14 protein-coding genes, 1 tRNA gene and 1 pseudogene are annotated in these 12530 nt (G+C 65.8%); 5 read left to right on the top strand and 11 right to left on the bottom strand.

What is annotated here, in order from left to right:
- Position 1: 1 nt before the first annotated feature.
- From ACVWW6_RS25200 to ACVWW6_RS25185, 4 genes are all read right to left on the bottom strand, one after another.
- Positions 2–988, bottom strand: coding sequence for a hypothetical protein (locus ACVWW6_RS25200; RefSeq protein ID WP_060912534.1), 987 nt, complete (start codon positions 986–988; stop codon positions 2–4).
- Positions 989–1139: 151 nt separating this feature from the next.
- Positions 1140–1343 carry a hypothetical protein gene (locus ACVWW6_RS25195; protein WP_011087923.1) on the bottom strand — a complete coding sequence of 68 codons (204 nt, stop codon included), beginning with the start codon at positions 1341–1343 and terminating at the stop codon, positions 1140–1142.
- A gap of 187 nt (positions 1344–1530) precedes the next feature.
- Positions 1531–1899: a YidB family protein gene (locus ACVWW6_RS25190; RefSeq protein ID WP_456681540.1), complete on the bottom strand. Its 369-nt coding sequence runs from the start codon at positions 1897–1899 to the stop codon at positions 1531–1533.
- Between the two features lie 87 nt (positions 1900–1986).
- On the bottom strand, positions 1987–2649 hold the full coding sequence (locus tag ACVWW6_RS25185) for a glutathione S-transferase family protein (RefSeq protein WP_038966379.1): 663 nt from the start codon (positions 2647–2649) through the stop codon (positions 1987–1989).
- 124 nt (positions 2650–2773) lie between these two features.
- Between ACVWW6_RS25185 and ACVWW6_RS25180 the strand changes: the two genes are divergently transcribed.
- Together ACVWW6_RS25180 and ACVWW6_RS25175 are read left to right on the top strand one after the other, a co-directional pair.
- Complete coding sequence (locus ACVWW6_RS25180; protein WP_011087926.1) at positions 2774–3490, top strand: DUF599 domain-containing protein; 717 nt, start codon at positions 2774–2776, stop codon at positions 3488–3490.
- Between the two features lie 984 nt (positions 3491–4474).
- Positions 4475–4726 (top strand): hypothetical protein, encoded by a 252-nt coding sequence (locus ACVWW6_RS25175; RefSeq protein WP_028171482.1) that lies wholly within the window; start codon positions 4475–4477, stop codon positions 4724–4726.
- 12 nt (positions 4727–4738) lie between these two features.
- Here ACVWW6_RS25175 and ACVWW6_RS25170 read toward each other — a convergent pair whose 3' ends face one another.
- From ACVWW6_RS25170 to mgtE, 4 genes are all read right to left on the bottom strand, one after another.
- On the bottom strand, positions 4739–5710 hold the full coding sequence (locus tag ACVWW6_RS25170; protein ID WP_456681539.1) for a hypothetical protein: 972 nt from the start codon (positions 5708–5710) through the stop codon (positions 4739–4741).
- Between the two features lie 149 nt (positions 5711–5859).
- Positions 5860–6678: an aldo/keto reductase gene (locus ACVWW6_RS25165; RefSeq protein WP_011088005.1), complete on the bottom strand. Its 819-nt coding sequence runs from the start codon at positions 6676–6678 to the stop codon at positions 5860–5862.
- Between the two features lie 130 nt (positions 6679–6808).
- Complete coding sequence (locus ACVWW6_RS25160; protein WP_011088006.1) at positions 6809–7111, bottom strand: helix-turn-helix domain-containing protein; 303 nt, start codon at positions 7109–7111, stop codon at positions 6809–6811.
- Positions 7112–7229: 118 nt separating this feature from the next.
- A complete protein-coding gene (mgtE, locus tag ACVWW6_RS25155; RefSeq protein WP_028171479.1) occupies positions 7230–8651 on the bottom strand; it encodes a magnesium transporter in 1422 nt (473 codons plus the stop codon).
- A 77-nt stretch (positions 8652–8728) separates the two neighbouring features.
- Here mgtE and ACVWW6_RS25150 point away from each other — a divergent pair, with 77 nt between their 5' ends.
- Together ACVWW6_RS25150 and ACVWW6_RS25145 are read left to right on the top strand one after the other, a co-directional pair.
- Positions 8729–9535 carry a polysaccharide deacetylase family protein gene (locus tag ACVWW6_RS25150; RefSeq protein ID WP_370204468.1) on the top strand — a complete coding sequence of 269 codons (807 nt, stop codon included), beginning with the start codon at positions 8729–8731 and terminating at the stop codon, positions 9533–9535.
- A 179-nt stretch (positions 9536–9714) separates the two neighbouring features.
- The gene (locus ACVWW6_RS25145; RefSeq protein ID WP_456681538.1) at positions 9715–11025 is read left to right on the top strand and encodes a polysaccharide deacetylase family protein; all 1311 of its coding nucleotides are present in this window, start codon (positions 9715–9717) and stop codon (positions 11023–11025) included.
- A gap of 3 nt (positions 11026–11028) precedes the next feature.
- Here ACVWW6_RS25145 and ACVWW6_RS25140 read toward each other — a convergent pair whose 3' ends face one another.
- Positions 11029–11403: a hypothetical protein gene (locus ACVWW6_RS25140; RefSeq protein ID WP_011088010.1), complete on the bottom strand. Its 375-nt coding sequence runs from the start codon at positions 11401–11403 to the stop codon at positions 11029–11031.
- Positions 11404–11696: 293 nt separating this feature from the next.
- Here ACVWW6_RS25140 and ACVWW6_RS25135 point away from each other — a divergent pair, with 293 nt between their 5' ends.
- Entirely contained in the window at positions 11697–11954 is a 258-nt protein-coding gene (locus tag ACVWW6_RS25135) for a hypothetical protein (RefSeq protein WP_063194972.1), read from the top strand.
- Here ACVWW6_RS25135 and ACVWW6_RS25130 read toward each other — a convergent pair.
- Positions 11918–12097: pseudogene (locus tag ACVWW6_RS25130) on the bottom strand (isochorismatase family protein); the annotation flags it as partial. The gene ACVWW6_RS25135 and the pseudogene ACVWW6_RS25130 overlap by 37 nt on opposite strands.
- Positions 12098–12425: 328 nt before the next feature.
- Positions 12426–12510 (bottom strand) — tRNA-Leu (locus tag ACVWW6_RS25125).
- Positions 12511–12530: the final 20 nt, after the last annotated feature.

Genomic DNA, 12530 nt, shown 5'->3' with positions numbered 1-12530 from the left:
ACTATTCGTTATCCGCAGCCGCGGGAGCCGCAGCAGCCGGCGGCGGTGCCAGCGGAACCGGTGCAGCTGCCGGTGCGCGCGCAGCCTTCGGTGCCGGCGGCTTCTTCGCGGCCGGTGCCGCAGGCGCTGCGGCCTGCGCCGAGGTCGTGGCCGGCGCGCGCGGAGCCGGCGCTGCGTTCGCTGCCGGCGCGGCCTGGCGCGCCGCCGCTGTAGGCGGTTCCGGATTCATGATGCTCACCGGCGGCGTCGACGAGGCGCTCGGGAATTCAGCGTTGGTCGGCTTGCCCGTCGGCATCGACGGCGGCAGCGCGGCGAGCGCACCTGCGGCCGGTGCTGCCGCCGCGGGCGCGTTCCAGGTGGGCGCATAGCGTGCGACCAGCATGTCGTAGAGATGGGACTCCATGTTGGCGGCGACCTGCTGCTGATCGGTCAGCGAGCGGAAGGCGGCGCAATCGAACCGGGTGCAGCCGTCGCGGGCGATCAGCACCTGCGCGACGAGGCCGTAGCGATCGCGCTCCAGCGCCTTGCGCAGCACCTTCATGTCCAGCGTCAGGCTCTTGTCGACGGTCGCGGCGTCGCCGAGCGCGGTCAGCCGGTCGATCCTGGCGGCGGTGTAGGAGACGGCCGCGGCCGCCGCATCCGGCGAACCGAACAGCGCCTTCTCGCAGCCAATGGCCACCGCATCGCCGGCAAGATCGTCAAGGCAGGACAGCGCCGGCAGGCTCGCGGTAATAACGCCCTGCGCGCGCGCCTCGGCCGGAGCGGCCTGCCCGTCCGGTCCATAGAGGTGCGCCGTGGCAGCCACCGCGATGGCAATGGCAAGCAGCGTGATGACGGTCAGCGCACCGTTGGCAACCGATCTCTCGGCGCGCAGCAGCGTGATCATGAGGATCAATCCGAAGAAGCCGGCAGCCGCCAGCGTCATCCACATCGGGACGGCCGGCGAGCGCCAGATTTGGTCGAGCGACGAGGCCCATGCCCAGTTCATGCGCGACGTCCCCTCACGCGAGCAAAGAGCGAATGGTCAAAGCGAGCACCGTGAGCCGGCAACTGCCCCCGACCCACCTTGTGAAGGTGAAGCGGGCCTTTTGACGGCGAGCGCAGGAAATTCGTCCGCGACATCAACGGGCGGCGGTGCCTCAGGAGAGCGCGAGCTGGCTTTCCTTGGCGACCCGTTCGAAGGCTTCAGTCGAGCTCTTGATCCGGTACTGGCAGTCGTCACCTTCCGTCGGCAACAGGCGGATGATCTCATACGAGCCGCTGGCAGCCGGGCGCGCGACGTTGCTGGCCGTGAACAATACGCGCGTTCCAACGGGGAATTTGTGCTTCAACACCCTCTCCATTACTCAAACAACGCCTGCCTCGCCCATGGTCCCACTGCGATGGCCGGCCGGAAACCCAGCCGTTATATAGCACGCATGCGGCGTTTTTGGCCAGCCTCATGCGAGCATGGCAAACACGCCAATCTTGAAGTCTTTTCAGGACGATAACGGGAACAGCGGGCCACGCTAATACCGCTGGAACCGGGCCTCAGGCGGTATGGGGCAGATGACCCTGCGGGCTGGCCTGGTCCACCGCCTTGGGCAGCTCCTGGGCCAGGATCTGGCCCAGCTGGTCAACCGGGATGTTGTAGCGCGCAGCCAGCTGGCGGACGGTGTCGTTGCCGAGCACGGCGCGGAGCTGGTCGGCCGAGATCGGCAGGTTCTGGCCGTTGCCGAGCCAGGATTTGACCTGGTCACCGAACCCGGCCTGCTGAAGCTTGGCCACGATCGCGCTGAGGCCGCCCTGACTGTTGCTGCCGAGCACCTCGCTCAAGACGGCCGGCAGCACGGCGGCGCCGAGCTGGCCGAGCGCGCTGCGGAGCGCGGGGTTGTTTTCCAGCGAGTCCAGGATTCCCATGGCGTGCCCTCTTCCAAGCCGCAACTCGGTACGATTGAGCGCCGCGGGCTGGTGTATCGTCAAGCGGCGCCCGATCACATTCGCGGGTTACGCGTCCTCGAACTTCGCGATGACAAGCGTCTCGGCAAGCCCCTCGCGGGTCCATTCCTGGAATGCCGGCAGCGCCATCATCGTCTCCATGTAGGCCTTGGTATCCGGTGCCACCTCGATCGCGTAGGTGCGGAAGCGGTGCACGACCGGCGCATACATCGCGTCCGCCGCGCCAAAGCGGCCGAACAGGAACGGTCCCCTGGCACCATGACGCGCCCGGCACTCGCGCCAGATCTCCTCGATGCGCGCAACGTTGGCCTTCGCATCGGCCGACAGCGCCACGGGGCGGATCGGCCGGTGCAGGTTCATGCCGCATTCGCTGCGCAAGGCGACAAAGCCGGAATGCATCTCGGCGCACACCGAACGGGCATGGGCGCGGGCCGCGGCATCATCGGGCCACAGCTTCACTTCCGGGTAGCGCTCGGCGATGTATTCGATGATGCTAAGCGAATCCCACACCGTGGTCTCGCCGTCGACCAGCACGGGCACCTTGCCGGCGCGGCTGAAGGACAGGATCTGCTCCTTGTCCGCGGGGTTATCCGTGTAGAGCGGGATCAGGGTCTCCACGAACGGGATGTCGTTGGCGCGCAGCGCGAGCCAGGGCCGCATCGACCATGACGAGTAGTTCTTGTTGCCGATGGCAAGTTTTAGTGCAGCCATGTCCACTGGTCCTTCCCAAGTCCTCTGGATGCGGCTGCTTTTAGCGCCATCGCCTGCCGTCAATCAATCGTTGCTGCGCCCGGCCTTGCGTGGCAATCGTTGCGATGCTCGCGAGGAGAGAGACATGAGCAGGCATTGGGTCGACATCACCGCCGTCGGCTTCTTCATCGTCGAATGGCTGGTCTATGCCCTGACCCTGGAACACTCGGCCTATGGCCGCGACAGCCTGTCGGCGCGCATGAACCGCTATCGCGAGGTCTGGGTGCGCCGGCTGCTCGACCGCGAGACGCGCATGGTCGACATGCAGATCATGGCCTCGCTCCAGAACGGCACCGCCTTCTTCGCCTCCACCAGCCTCATCGCACTCGGCGGCGCGCTGGCGCTGCTGCATGCGACCAACGACGCCATCACGATCCTGAGCAAGCTGCCGACCGACCTCAGCACCTCGCCCGCAATGTGGGAGCTGAAATGCGTCGGTCTCGTGCTGATCTGCGTCTACGCCTTCTTCAAGTTCGCCTGGGCCTATCGCCTGTTCAACTATGTCGCCATCCTGTTCGGCGGCATGCCGCCGGCATCCCAGCGCGACACGCCTGCGGCCGAAGCCCATGTCATCCGCACCACGCGCCTGTTCGAATCCGCCGGCCGTCATTTCAACCGCGGCCAGCGCGCCTTCTTCTTCGCGCTCGGCTATCTCGGCTGGTTCGTCAGCCCCTGGGTGCTGTTCGTGACCACGGCGGCCGTGGTGATCGTGACATGGCGCCGGCAATTCGCCTCGAGCGCATGGTCGGCGATGGCGCCGGAGATGGTGGATGGCGAGACGATGAGGAAGCGCGGTCATTGACCCCAACTCTCTCCACGTCGTCATTGCGAGCGCAGCGAAGCAATCCAGAGTCTTTCCGCGGAGGGATTCTGGATTGCTTCGCTGCGCTCGCAATGACGGAGCAAGGGGCGGCATCGCCATGCTCCAATCCGCATCTCAATTTGCAGACACGCCTTCACATCCTCGCGGCGTAATTCGCCCGAGCTTTGCTTCGTCGCTTCACCCTCTTAGGCCAAGAGGGCGCAGGGAAGGCCGGGTGCTGATCTAGCACCCGCGGTCCGCTGCGCGAAAAGCACACGCAGGAAGAACCGCACAGCAGCATACAGGTGTAGCCAATCACTCGGCCTTCCCTGCGCAGTGGTTGGACGGCTTATGCCGTGCTCTCCCGGGAGCCGAGTTCCTGCTGGCCTCCCTCACTCTCGCGAAAGTCGCCGGCACCACGCCGGTTGACGTGAATGCCGCATCCGCAAGAGCTTGACCGTAGCAACGACGGCCAGGACCACACGGTTTTGCCGTACGCACGGCCCGCCATTTCGCCGCAGTTTTTCCAGCCCTGTCGACGGAGCCGGAAACTTACAGGCGAGACGAACCTGGCAGCGCCGCTCATCCAGCACGAAGTCTTGGGCTCACGGAGAGCAATCCGCCCTGCCCACGCCTCTCGCGCCCGACGCTGCCGCGTCCACCGCAAGCCCGGCTCGCGAAACGTGACGACACAAGATCGCCCCTCAAGATGAGCCGGGATGGGCGACACATACGACAAATCCGAATTTCGGTAAAGTGGAATCTTTTTGGGAAAGAGGCTTGACGGCATTCGCTGTGTTTTGCCCGTCGGGTAATGGTTTGTTCTGGATGCCGTTGAGAAACACAACGACGAGATCGTCGCCAGCGAACAGTCAGTGCGCGCTTCCATAGCGCCGCCAGCACTTCACCCAAGGTTGCAGGCAGCAGTTCGATGCGCTACAGGCGCAGCATTGAGAATACTCAAAGCATAATTCAGGGGGCGAAATGAACAAGCTGATGATCGCGGTTGCCGTAACCATTCTCGGAGCATCAACGGCCAAGGCGGCTCCACTTTACGAATGCGGCGGCGACCCGGCCTGCCAGGCCAAGCGCGACAGCATGTCTCGCGCCACATATGAGCGAAACATCAACCAGTGCCTCGCCTCGGCGGGCGCGACGCGCGAGCAGTGGCGAGCTCACGCAGTGCCGAAGCCCGCCGCCGACAAGGTCCGCGCCTGTCTCGCCGCGCGCGGATAGCCGCGAGGCAACTTATCCCCCGCCGAAATCCTGCGGCGTGAACGGCAGGTCCAACACCTTCCATTCCTCGTATTTGTCGGCCGGCAGCATCTTGTACGGCTGACAGGCCTGGAGCGCGCTCGTCGCCGACTTCACGATGGCCACGCCCTTCGCGGATGGCGGGGCTTCGATCAGGATCGGCGGGCGCGCCAGCGTGCCGTCGGTGGCGAACACCGCGCGCAGCTTGATGCGCACCGGGTCGGTCGGCGCGACACCGGCCGGCAGTTTTGCGCAGCTCCTGAGGCGCCGACGAAGCTCGGCAATGACCTCGGGCGGCAGCTTGGCTCCGATGGAATCCTTGGCATCGCCGCCGTCATCCCTCGGCGCGTCTTTCGGCTCGACCGGCAGTTCCGGCGGCAGGCCCAGCATCACGCCGTATTTGACGGTGACGTCGGGCTCGGGGGCCTGATAGGCCGGAGGCGCGGCCTGCGGCTGCGGCACCGCTTGCGAGGGCTGCGGCGCGGGCTGAGGTTGCGACTGCGGCAGCGGCTGTTGCGGCGGCAACTGCGACGGCTGTGGTTGCGGCTGCTGCGGCTGCGCGGTGGCCTCACGTTGCTTCGGCGTCTGTGAGGGGTGCGGCTGCGGCTGTTTCTGCTGCGTCGGCTGCTCCGGTTCGGGCGACGCTTTCTGCTGCGATGATTGCGAGGCGGCCTGCTGCTTGGCGTCCGGCTTCGCCGCTGCATCCGCCTTGTCGGTGACGTCCAGCTTCGGCAGTCTCAGCTCGGGGGTCGGGGTCGGCTCCGGCGCTTTCTCCTTTGCGGCCTCCTCCGCCTTCGTCTCCTGCTCCTTGACCTGCTCCGGCGTGACGATGTCGACCGCAACAGCTTCGGGCGGCGCGGCATGGAACGGATGGACCTCGCTGATCACGATGATCAGCGCCACCAGCGTCAGATGCGCGATCGCCGACGCCGCAATGTCCGTCCGTATGATCTTCCGCAGTTCCATCGCCCGATCTTGGGTTGCCGCCCTGCTCCTAAAGCGCGATGAGGTTAGGATCAACCGTCATCCCGCTTTAGGCTCTTGTTCGAGCATGATCTTATCGGAAAACCGCTTCGCACTTTTCCGGATCATGCTGGGCATACGGCAGCCCGCCCTCAATCCCATTTTGGCGCGAAGCCAAAGTCGGTCAGGCGGCCCTTGGGATTGGCCAGCGCGGCGATCCGGGCCATCTCGTCGTCGGAGAGCTCGAAATCGAAGATCTCGATGTTCTCCGACAGACGCTCGATGCGCGAGGTGCGCGGGATCGCTGCGACGTTCTGCTGCACGAGCCAGCGCAGGCAGACCTGCGCCGGCGTCTTGCGATGCGCCCGCCCGATCCCGGCGAGCGTCTGGTCGGTCTTGATGCGCCCCCTGGCGATCGGGCTGTAGGCGACCAGCGCGAGCCCATGCTGGTCGCAGGCCGCCCTCACCTTGGCCTGGTCCAGATAAGGGTGAAATTCGACCTGGTTGCAGACGAGCGGCTCCGGCGACAGCGCGACCGCCTGCTCGATCAGCGCCACCGTGAAATTGGAGACGCCGATGTGACGCGTGAGGCCCATTTGCCTGGCATGCGACAGCGCGCCCAGCGTCTCCGCCAGCGGCACGTGCGAATTGGGCCAGTGCAGCAGCAACAGATCGACGGAGGGAAGCCGCAGCCGCGCAAGGCTCTCCTTCACCGACCGTTCGAGGTCGTTGGGCGCGAAATGGTTGGTCCAGACCTTGGTGGTGAGGAAGACGTCGTCGCGGCGCACGCCGGAGGCGCGCACGCCATCGCCGACCTCGCGCTCATTGTCGTAGACCTGTGCGGTGTCGATGTGGCGGTAGCCGAGCCGCAGCGCCTGCTCGACCACGCGCGCGCATGGCCGCCCGCTCAACTCCCAGGTCCCGAGCCCGATCGCCGGGATCCTTGCGCCATTGGCCTCGACGAACAGCATGAGGAATCCTCTCTGTTGCGGTCGCCCCAAATACCATCAGGCATCATTATGGACCGGGTCCGGGAGGCTGCCAACGGAAGCCGCTGCAACCGGGCCGGTTATTCAGCGCAATGCTAATGGGAGGTTCGTGTCAGGCTTTGGCAAGCGCCTGGAACACCGTGTCGGGCGCATGCGCGATCACGGCGAGCAGCGCGCGGGCCGGTCCCCGCGGGGCGCGCTTGCCCTGCTCCCAGTTGCGGATGGTCTCGACGGGAACGCCGAGCTTGGCGGCGAACTCCATCTGGGTCAGGCAGGCGCGGCGGCGCAGGTCGCGCACCGCGAGCGAGCCGGTGTCGGCCGGCGCGGCATTGGCCGTGGGCTGGACCGGAAATTCCTGCCCGTCCCGCAACTCGACGATCCGTCCATCCGCCTTCAGCCGCAACCGCATGTTCATTCCCCCAGGCCCGGGCGATGATGCGTCAGGTCGCTTAAGTTCGGATTAAAGATGATGGCGGGCCGTCACTCCGGGGCGTGCGGAGCGCGAGCCCGGAATGACGGAGCGGAGACGAGAGCTACCTCAACCCGAACCACAAGGTCGCAATCCCGAGGAAGGAGAAGAACCCGACCACATCGGTCACCGTCGTCACGAACGTCCCTGACGCCACCGCCGGATCGGCCCGGACACGTTCGAGCGCCATCGGGATCAGGATGCCGCCGAGCGCGCCGGCGACGAGGTTGCAGATGATCGCAAGCCCGATGACGATGCCGAGGCCGGGGATCTTGAACCAGGCCACCGCGGCAATGCCCGTGATCACGGCGAAGGCCAGGCCGTTGACGAGGCCGACCAGGCCTTCGCGCATCACCACGCGCCAGGCATTGGAGGAGCCGAGCTCGCGGGTCGCGAGCGCCCTCACCGCGACCGTCATGGTCTGGGTCGCGGCGTTGCCGCCCTGGCTCGCCACGATCGGTGCGAGCACCGCGAGCGCCACCATCTTTTCCAGCTGGCCCTCGAACAGGCCGAGCACGGAGGACGCCAGGAAGGCGGTGGCGAGATTGACCAGCAGCCAATTGAACCGCGCCCGGGCAATGGTGAACACGGTGTCCGACAGCTCTTCGTCGCTGGTGACGCCGCCGAGCGCCTTGAGGTCTTCGTCCGCCTCTTCCTCGATGACGTCGACGACGTCGTCCACGGTGATGACGCCGACCAGGCGATCCTGGGTGTCGAGCACGGGAGCTGCGACGAGATTGTACTTGCCGAACATGCGCGCCACCTCCTCCTGGTCCTCCAGGACGGAGACGCGACGGCGATTCTCGTCGGTCAGCTCGGCAAGCGCCACCGGGCGGCGGGCGCGGAGCAGCACGTCGAGCGAGATCGCGCCCTGCCAGTGCTGGTCCTTGTCGACGACATAGATCTCGTAGAAGCGGTCGGGCAGATCCGGCGTCTCGCGCATGTAGTCGATCGCCTGCCCCACGGTGAAATCCTGGGGCACGGCGATGAACTCGGTCTGCATCCGGCGGCCAGCGGAATTTTCCGGATACAGCAGGCTGCGCTCGAGCGCGACGCGCTCCCGCATGGGCAGCTTCTCGAGGATCTCCTCCTGCTCGGCCTCGTCGAGGGTCTCCAGCAGCTCGACCGCGTCGTCGGATTCGAGCTCGCGGACGCCTTCCGCGACCGTCTCCGGCGGCAGCTCATCGAGGATCTCCTCGCGGACGCTCTCGTCGACTTCGTTCAGCGCCGAAAAGTCGAAGTCGCGGCCCGTGAGCTCGACCAGACGGACGCGGTCGTCGGGCTCGAGCGCGCCGATGAGATCGCCGAGGTCGGCCTCGTGCAGCTCCGCGACACAGGCGCGCAGCGCGGCACTGTCGCCGGCCTCGATCGCACGGGCAATCTCCTCGACGAATTCATGACGAATTTCGCCGTCTTCATTGCGCATCGGCACGTGGTCGAGTACCGAGGCCGCAGCGGATGGAGCACCGTCCATATGTTCATCCATGGTGCGCCTCGCCGTTTGACAGGTTGGTGGTCTGAGCTGATGGTTCAGGCAATACCCACAAGGCAACTCCGAGCGCAATGGCAAAGATGCTTCGGCTGAAATGGACATCGATGTCGGCGGGCGCGGTGCTCGCGGCCCTCGCCGGCATCGCCTCGACTGAAGCCGCCGAGTGCCCGCGCAAGGATGCGCTCGGCACCTCGCGCATTCTGAGCGTCGACGCCAGGACCACGCCGCGCGTGGGCTTGAAGAGCTTTCCGCAGACGCTGCAGCTCGCCGATCACGAGGTCGTGCTGACCTTCGACGACGGCCCCTATCCGCCGACGACATCGAAGGTGCTGGCGGCGCTGGCGCAGGAATGCGCGCGCGCGACCTTCTTCCTGATCGGCCTGCACGCCTCCGAACATCCTGACGTGGTCAAGCGCATCGCGCGCGAGGGCCACACCATCGGCCATCACACCTGGTCGCACCCGTTCATGGCGCGGATCCCGCTCGACAAGGCCAAGGCCGAGATCGACCGCGGCATCGCCGCCGACGAGATGGCGCTGCACGGGACCTCGACCACGACGCCCTCGACGCCGTTCTTCCGCTTCCCCTATTTCGAGGCGACGCAAGCCGAGCTCGACCTGCTCCAGTCGCGCGGCATCGTCGTGTTCGGGGCCGACCTCTGGGCCAGCGACTGGAACGAGATGACGCCGGAGCAGGAACTGAAGCTGATCACCGAGCGGCTCGCCGCGGCCGGCAAGGGTATCATCCTTTTCCACGATCCCAAGGCGCGCACGGCCGCGATCATGCCGGCCTTCCTGCGGTATCTGAGGGAGAACGGCTACCGGGTGGTTCACATCGTCCCGGCGGGCGCAGCGCAGAAGAATGCCGATACGCGCTGATGCCGGAATGTCACGCCGTCGCAAAATGGGGTGATTTAGGGCCTATTAACACTCTGTTCATGCTACGCCGTGCAAGTATCGAGGCGGACTCGTCGTGGGGAAGGTTCTTGTGCCTGAACCGTTTCCTGATGTCTCCGACCTACTTATGGCGACAATCGCGTATGAGGCAGACGGGATTCATGATCGGAAGTAGCGTTGTTGTTCGGACGCGATCGTGGATCGTCCTTTGTTTGGGCTTGCTGACCGTTGGAACACCGGCGGCCCTTGCATCCGACTGTCCCGGCCACCCGGACGCGCTCGGGACCTCCCGCACCCTCGTGGTCGATCCGCACGAGCATCCGCGCATCGGCACGATGCAGTACCGCGAGACGCTGCCGCTGAAGGATCACGAGGTCGTCCTGACCTTCGACGACGGTCCGCTGCCGAAATATTCCAACCAGGTGCTCCAGATCCTCGCCGACGAGTGCATCAAGGCGACCTTCTTCATCATCGGCGGCCAGGCCAAGGCGAATCCGGAAGGGGTGCGCAAGCTTGTCGCGGCGGGCCACACCGTCGGCACGCACAGCATGAACCATCCGCTGACGTTCGACCGGATGGGAATCGAAAAATTCGAGCCCGAGATCAACGGCGGCATCGAATGGACCTCGGCCGCGATGACCGATCCGTCCAAGCTCGCACCGTTCTTCCGCATTCCCGGCCTGATGCGCGCCGAGGGCGTCGAGAACTATCTGATCTCGCGCGGCATCCAGGTCTGGAGCGCCGATTTCCCCGCCGACGACTGGCGGCACGTGTCGTCCGACCGTGTCTACCAACTCGCGATCCAGCGGCTGGAGGCCAAGGGCAAGGGCATCCTGCTGCTGCACGACATCCAGGCCCGCACGGTGGCGGCGCTGCCCAAGATCATCCGCGATCTCAAGGCGCGCGGCTATCGCATCGTGCATGTGGTGCCCGCGACCGCGGACCGCCCGGCGACGCCGACCACGCCGGTAGAATGGCTGCTGCATCCGCCGACCGAGACCGTGCCGATCGCGCGCTGGCCGGCCGTGCCGAACTTCGTGTTCACGCAGACCCAGACGCTTCCGGCGCCCTCGCTTGCCGATCTCAATGCGCAGACCGGGCATCAGCCGCTGCTGCCGCGCCGGACCATGGCGCAGGCGAATGTCGCCGCCACCCTGCCCGTGCCCGACCGCGAGCTCTTCGCGATTCCCGAGGGCTCGATCGAGGTCTTGCTGTCCACGACGCTGTCGCGGCGGGCTGCGACACGGCTGGCGATGGCGGCCGAGACGCCCCGTGCAGCCACGAGCAAGGCTGCCAAGTCGCAGGCGCGCCGCACCGCCCACGCGGCGCACGGCGCACCGAAGCATGCCGCGCAGGCCAAGGGCACGACCCCCAGGAGCGCTGCCCCCAAGAACGCTGCTCCAAAGAGCACTGCGCAGAACGCCGCGCCGCATCCAACCCGCGTGGCCAGCCTGAAGAAGCGCGCGCAGTAAGCTCTACTGCCGCATGATGTTGGCGACGCAGAGCAGCACGATCAGCGCCAGGAAGAACAGGTCCATATAGGACTTGAGCTCGCCGTCGCGGCGCAGCCGCGCTACGTCGGTCACGATCTGCTTACGCGTCGAGGTTCCGCCGGCGCCATCGTTGATCGGGGCCTGAAGGCGCTTGGTCTCGGCTTCCAGCTTCTCGATCTTCTGGAAGAAGTAGAACGCACGCAGCGTCGAGGCCGCGCGCATGCCGGTGTAGACCAGCACCAGGATCGCGACGATCGCCCGGTTTTGATACTTCTCCAGGAAGTTGAGGCTGAAATAGACCATCGCCATGAACGCGAAATTGGTCACGAAGCGGTAGACGAAGCTTAGAAAGACCATGCTGGCTCCAGCCCAGAGAAGATGCGCGCAACCGGATCGTGCTGCGCGTTCAGCGATTATGGGACACAGGCCGGAACAGCCGGCCCGAATGCCGCGCGGGCCCGTCTACGCCAACTTCGTTTCAACAAAGATACCATCGCCCTCAACTCGCCGCCTTTTAGCCACGCGCGGCCATAATGCAAGCCGGGCCACGACGGCCGGCCTGTTCCGCACACGGATGTCCGCAACGCTCAATGGCGATCTGGCGGGAGTCGCGATAGACTGCGGCTCGCCGCCATATGTGGGGTCTGCCGATGCCGAAGAAGGGAATCACGGGCCACGACGACTGGGTTCTGACTGAAGCTCTCGCGACGGCGCTGGTCGCGCTGGAGCAGCTTGAGCCAAAGCACCAGCCGAACGCGCATATGGACGACATCCGCAAGATGCTTGCGAACGGCAAGGAGCCGGCGGCGGTGAGCCTGCACCTCGCCCAGGCCAAATGCCGCCTGTTTCCCGATCTCGACCCGCTGGAGATCTACCGCGAATACGGCATCGGCGAGGAATATGGCTGAGAGTGGCGGATCATCACCCTACTCCCGCCCGCATCGTGTCCGACATCGGACGAGCTGCACAGCGCGTCCTCGACGATGACGACCCTGAAGCCGAGATCGACAGCGCTCAGGACCGTCGACAGGGCGCAGACGTCCGTCTCCGCCCGGATGTCGGCAACTTCCGACGCGCTGTCCCTCGTCGTCCTCCACCTTCAAACGCATGGCCGCGCGACGGCACGCGGCGAGCACATCGGCTGTCATGCGCGTCCGACAGCCGTCGTTCCGCGGTCATCCGCGGTGGGCGAAGCCCCGCGCCATCAGCGCGCTCCATCACGCCGGCGAATCGCGGGATCGATTGACGGTGTCAGCGATCGGACCGGTCACGCGACGGCCCGACCGACGCAAGCGGCGCGCGGAAGAGGACCGGCGTGATGCCAGTCCCGGGTCTACATCAGAAAAACTTCAGGGATTTCAAAGCCAAGTTCGGCCTTGTGGTGCGCTCGGAGGGACTCGAACCCCCACGATTTTACTCACTGCCACCTCAAGGCAGCGCGTCTACCAGTTCCGCCACGAGCGCTTTGGGGATGCCGGCCTGAG

The sequence above is a fragment of the Bradyrhizobium sp. USDA 3311 genome (assembly GCF_054062495.1).
The sequence above is the reverse complement of the archived record's forward strand: the minus strand, read 5'-3'. Positions and strand labels throughout refer to the sequence as shown.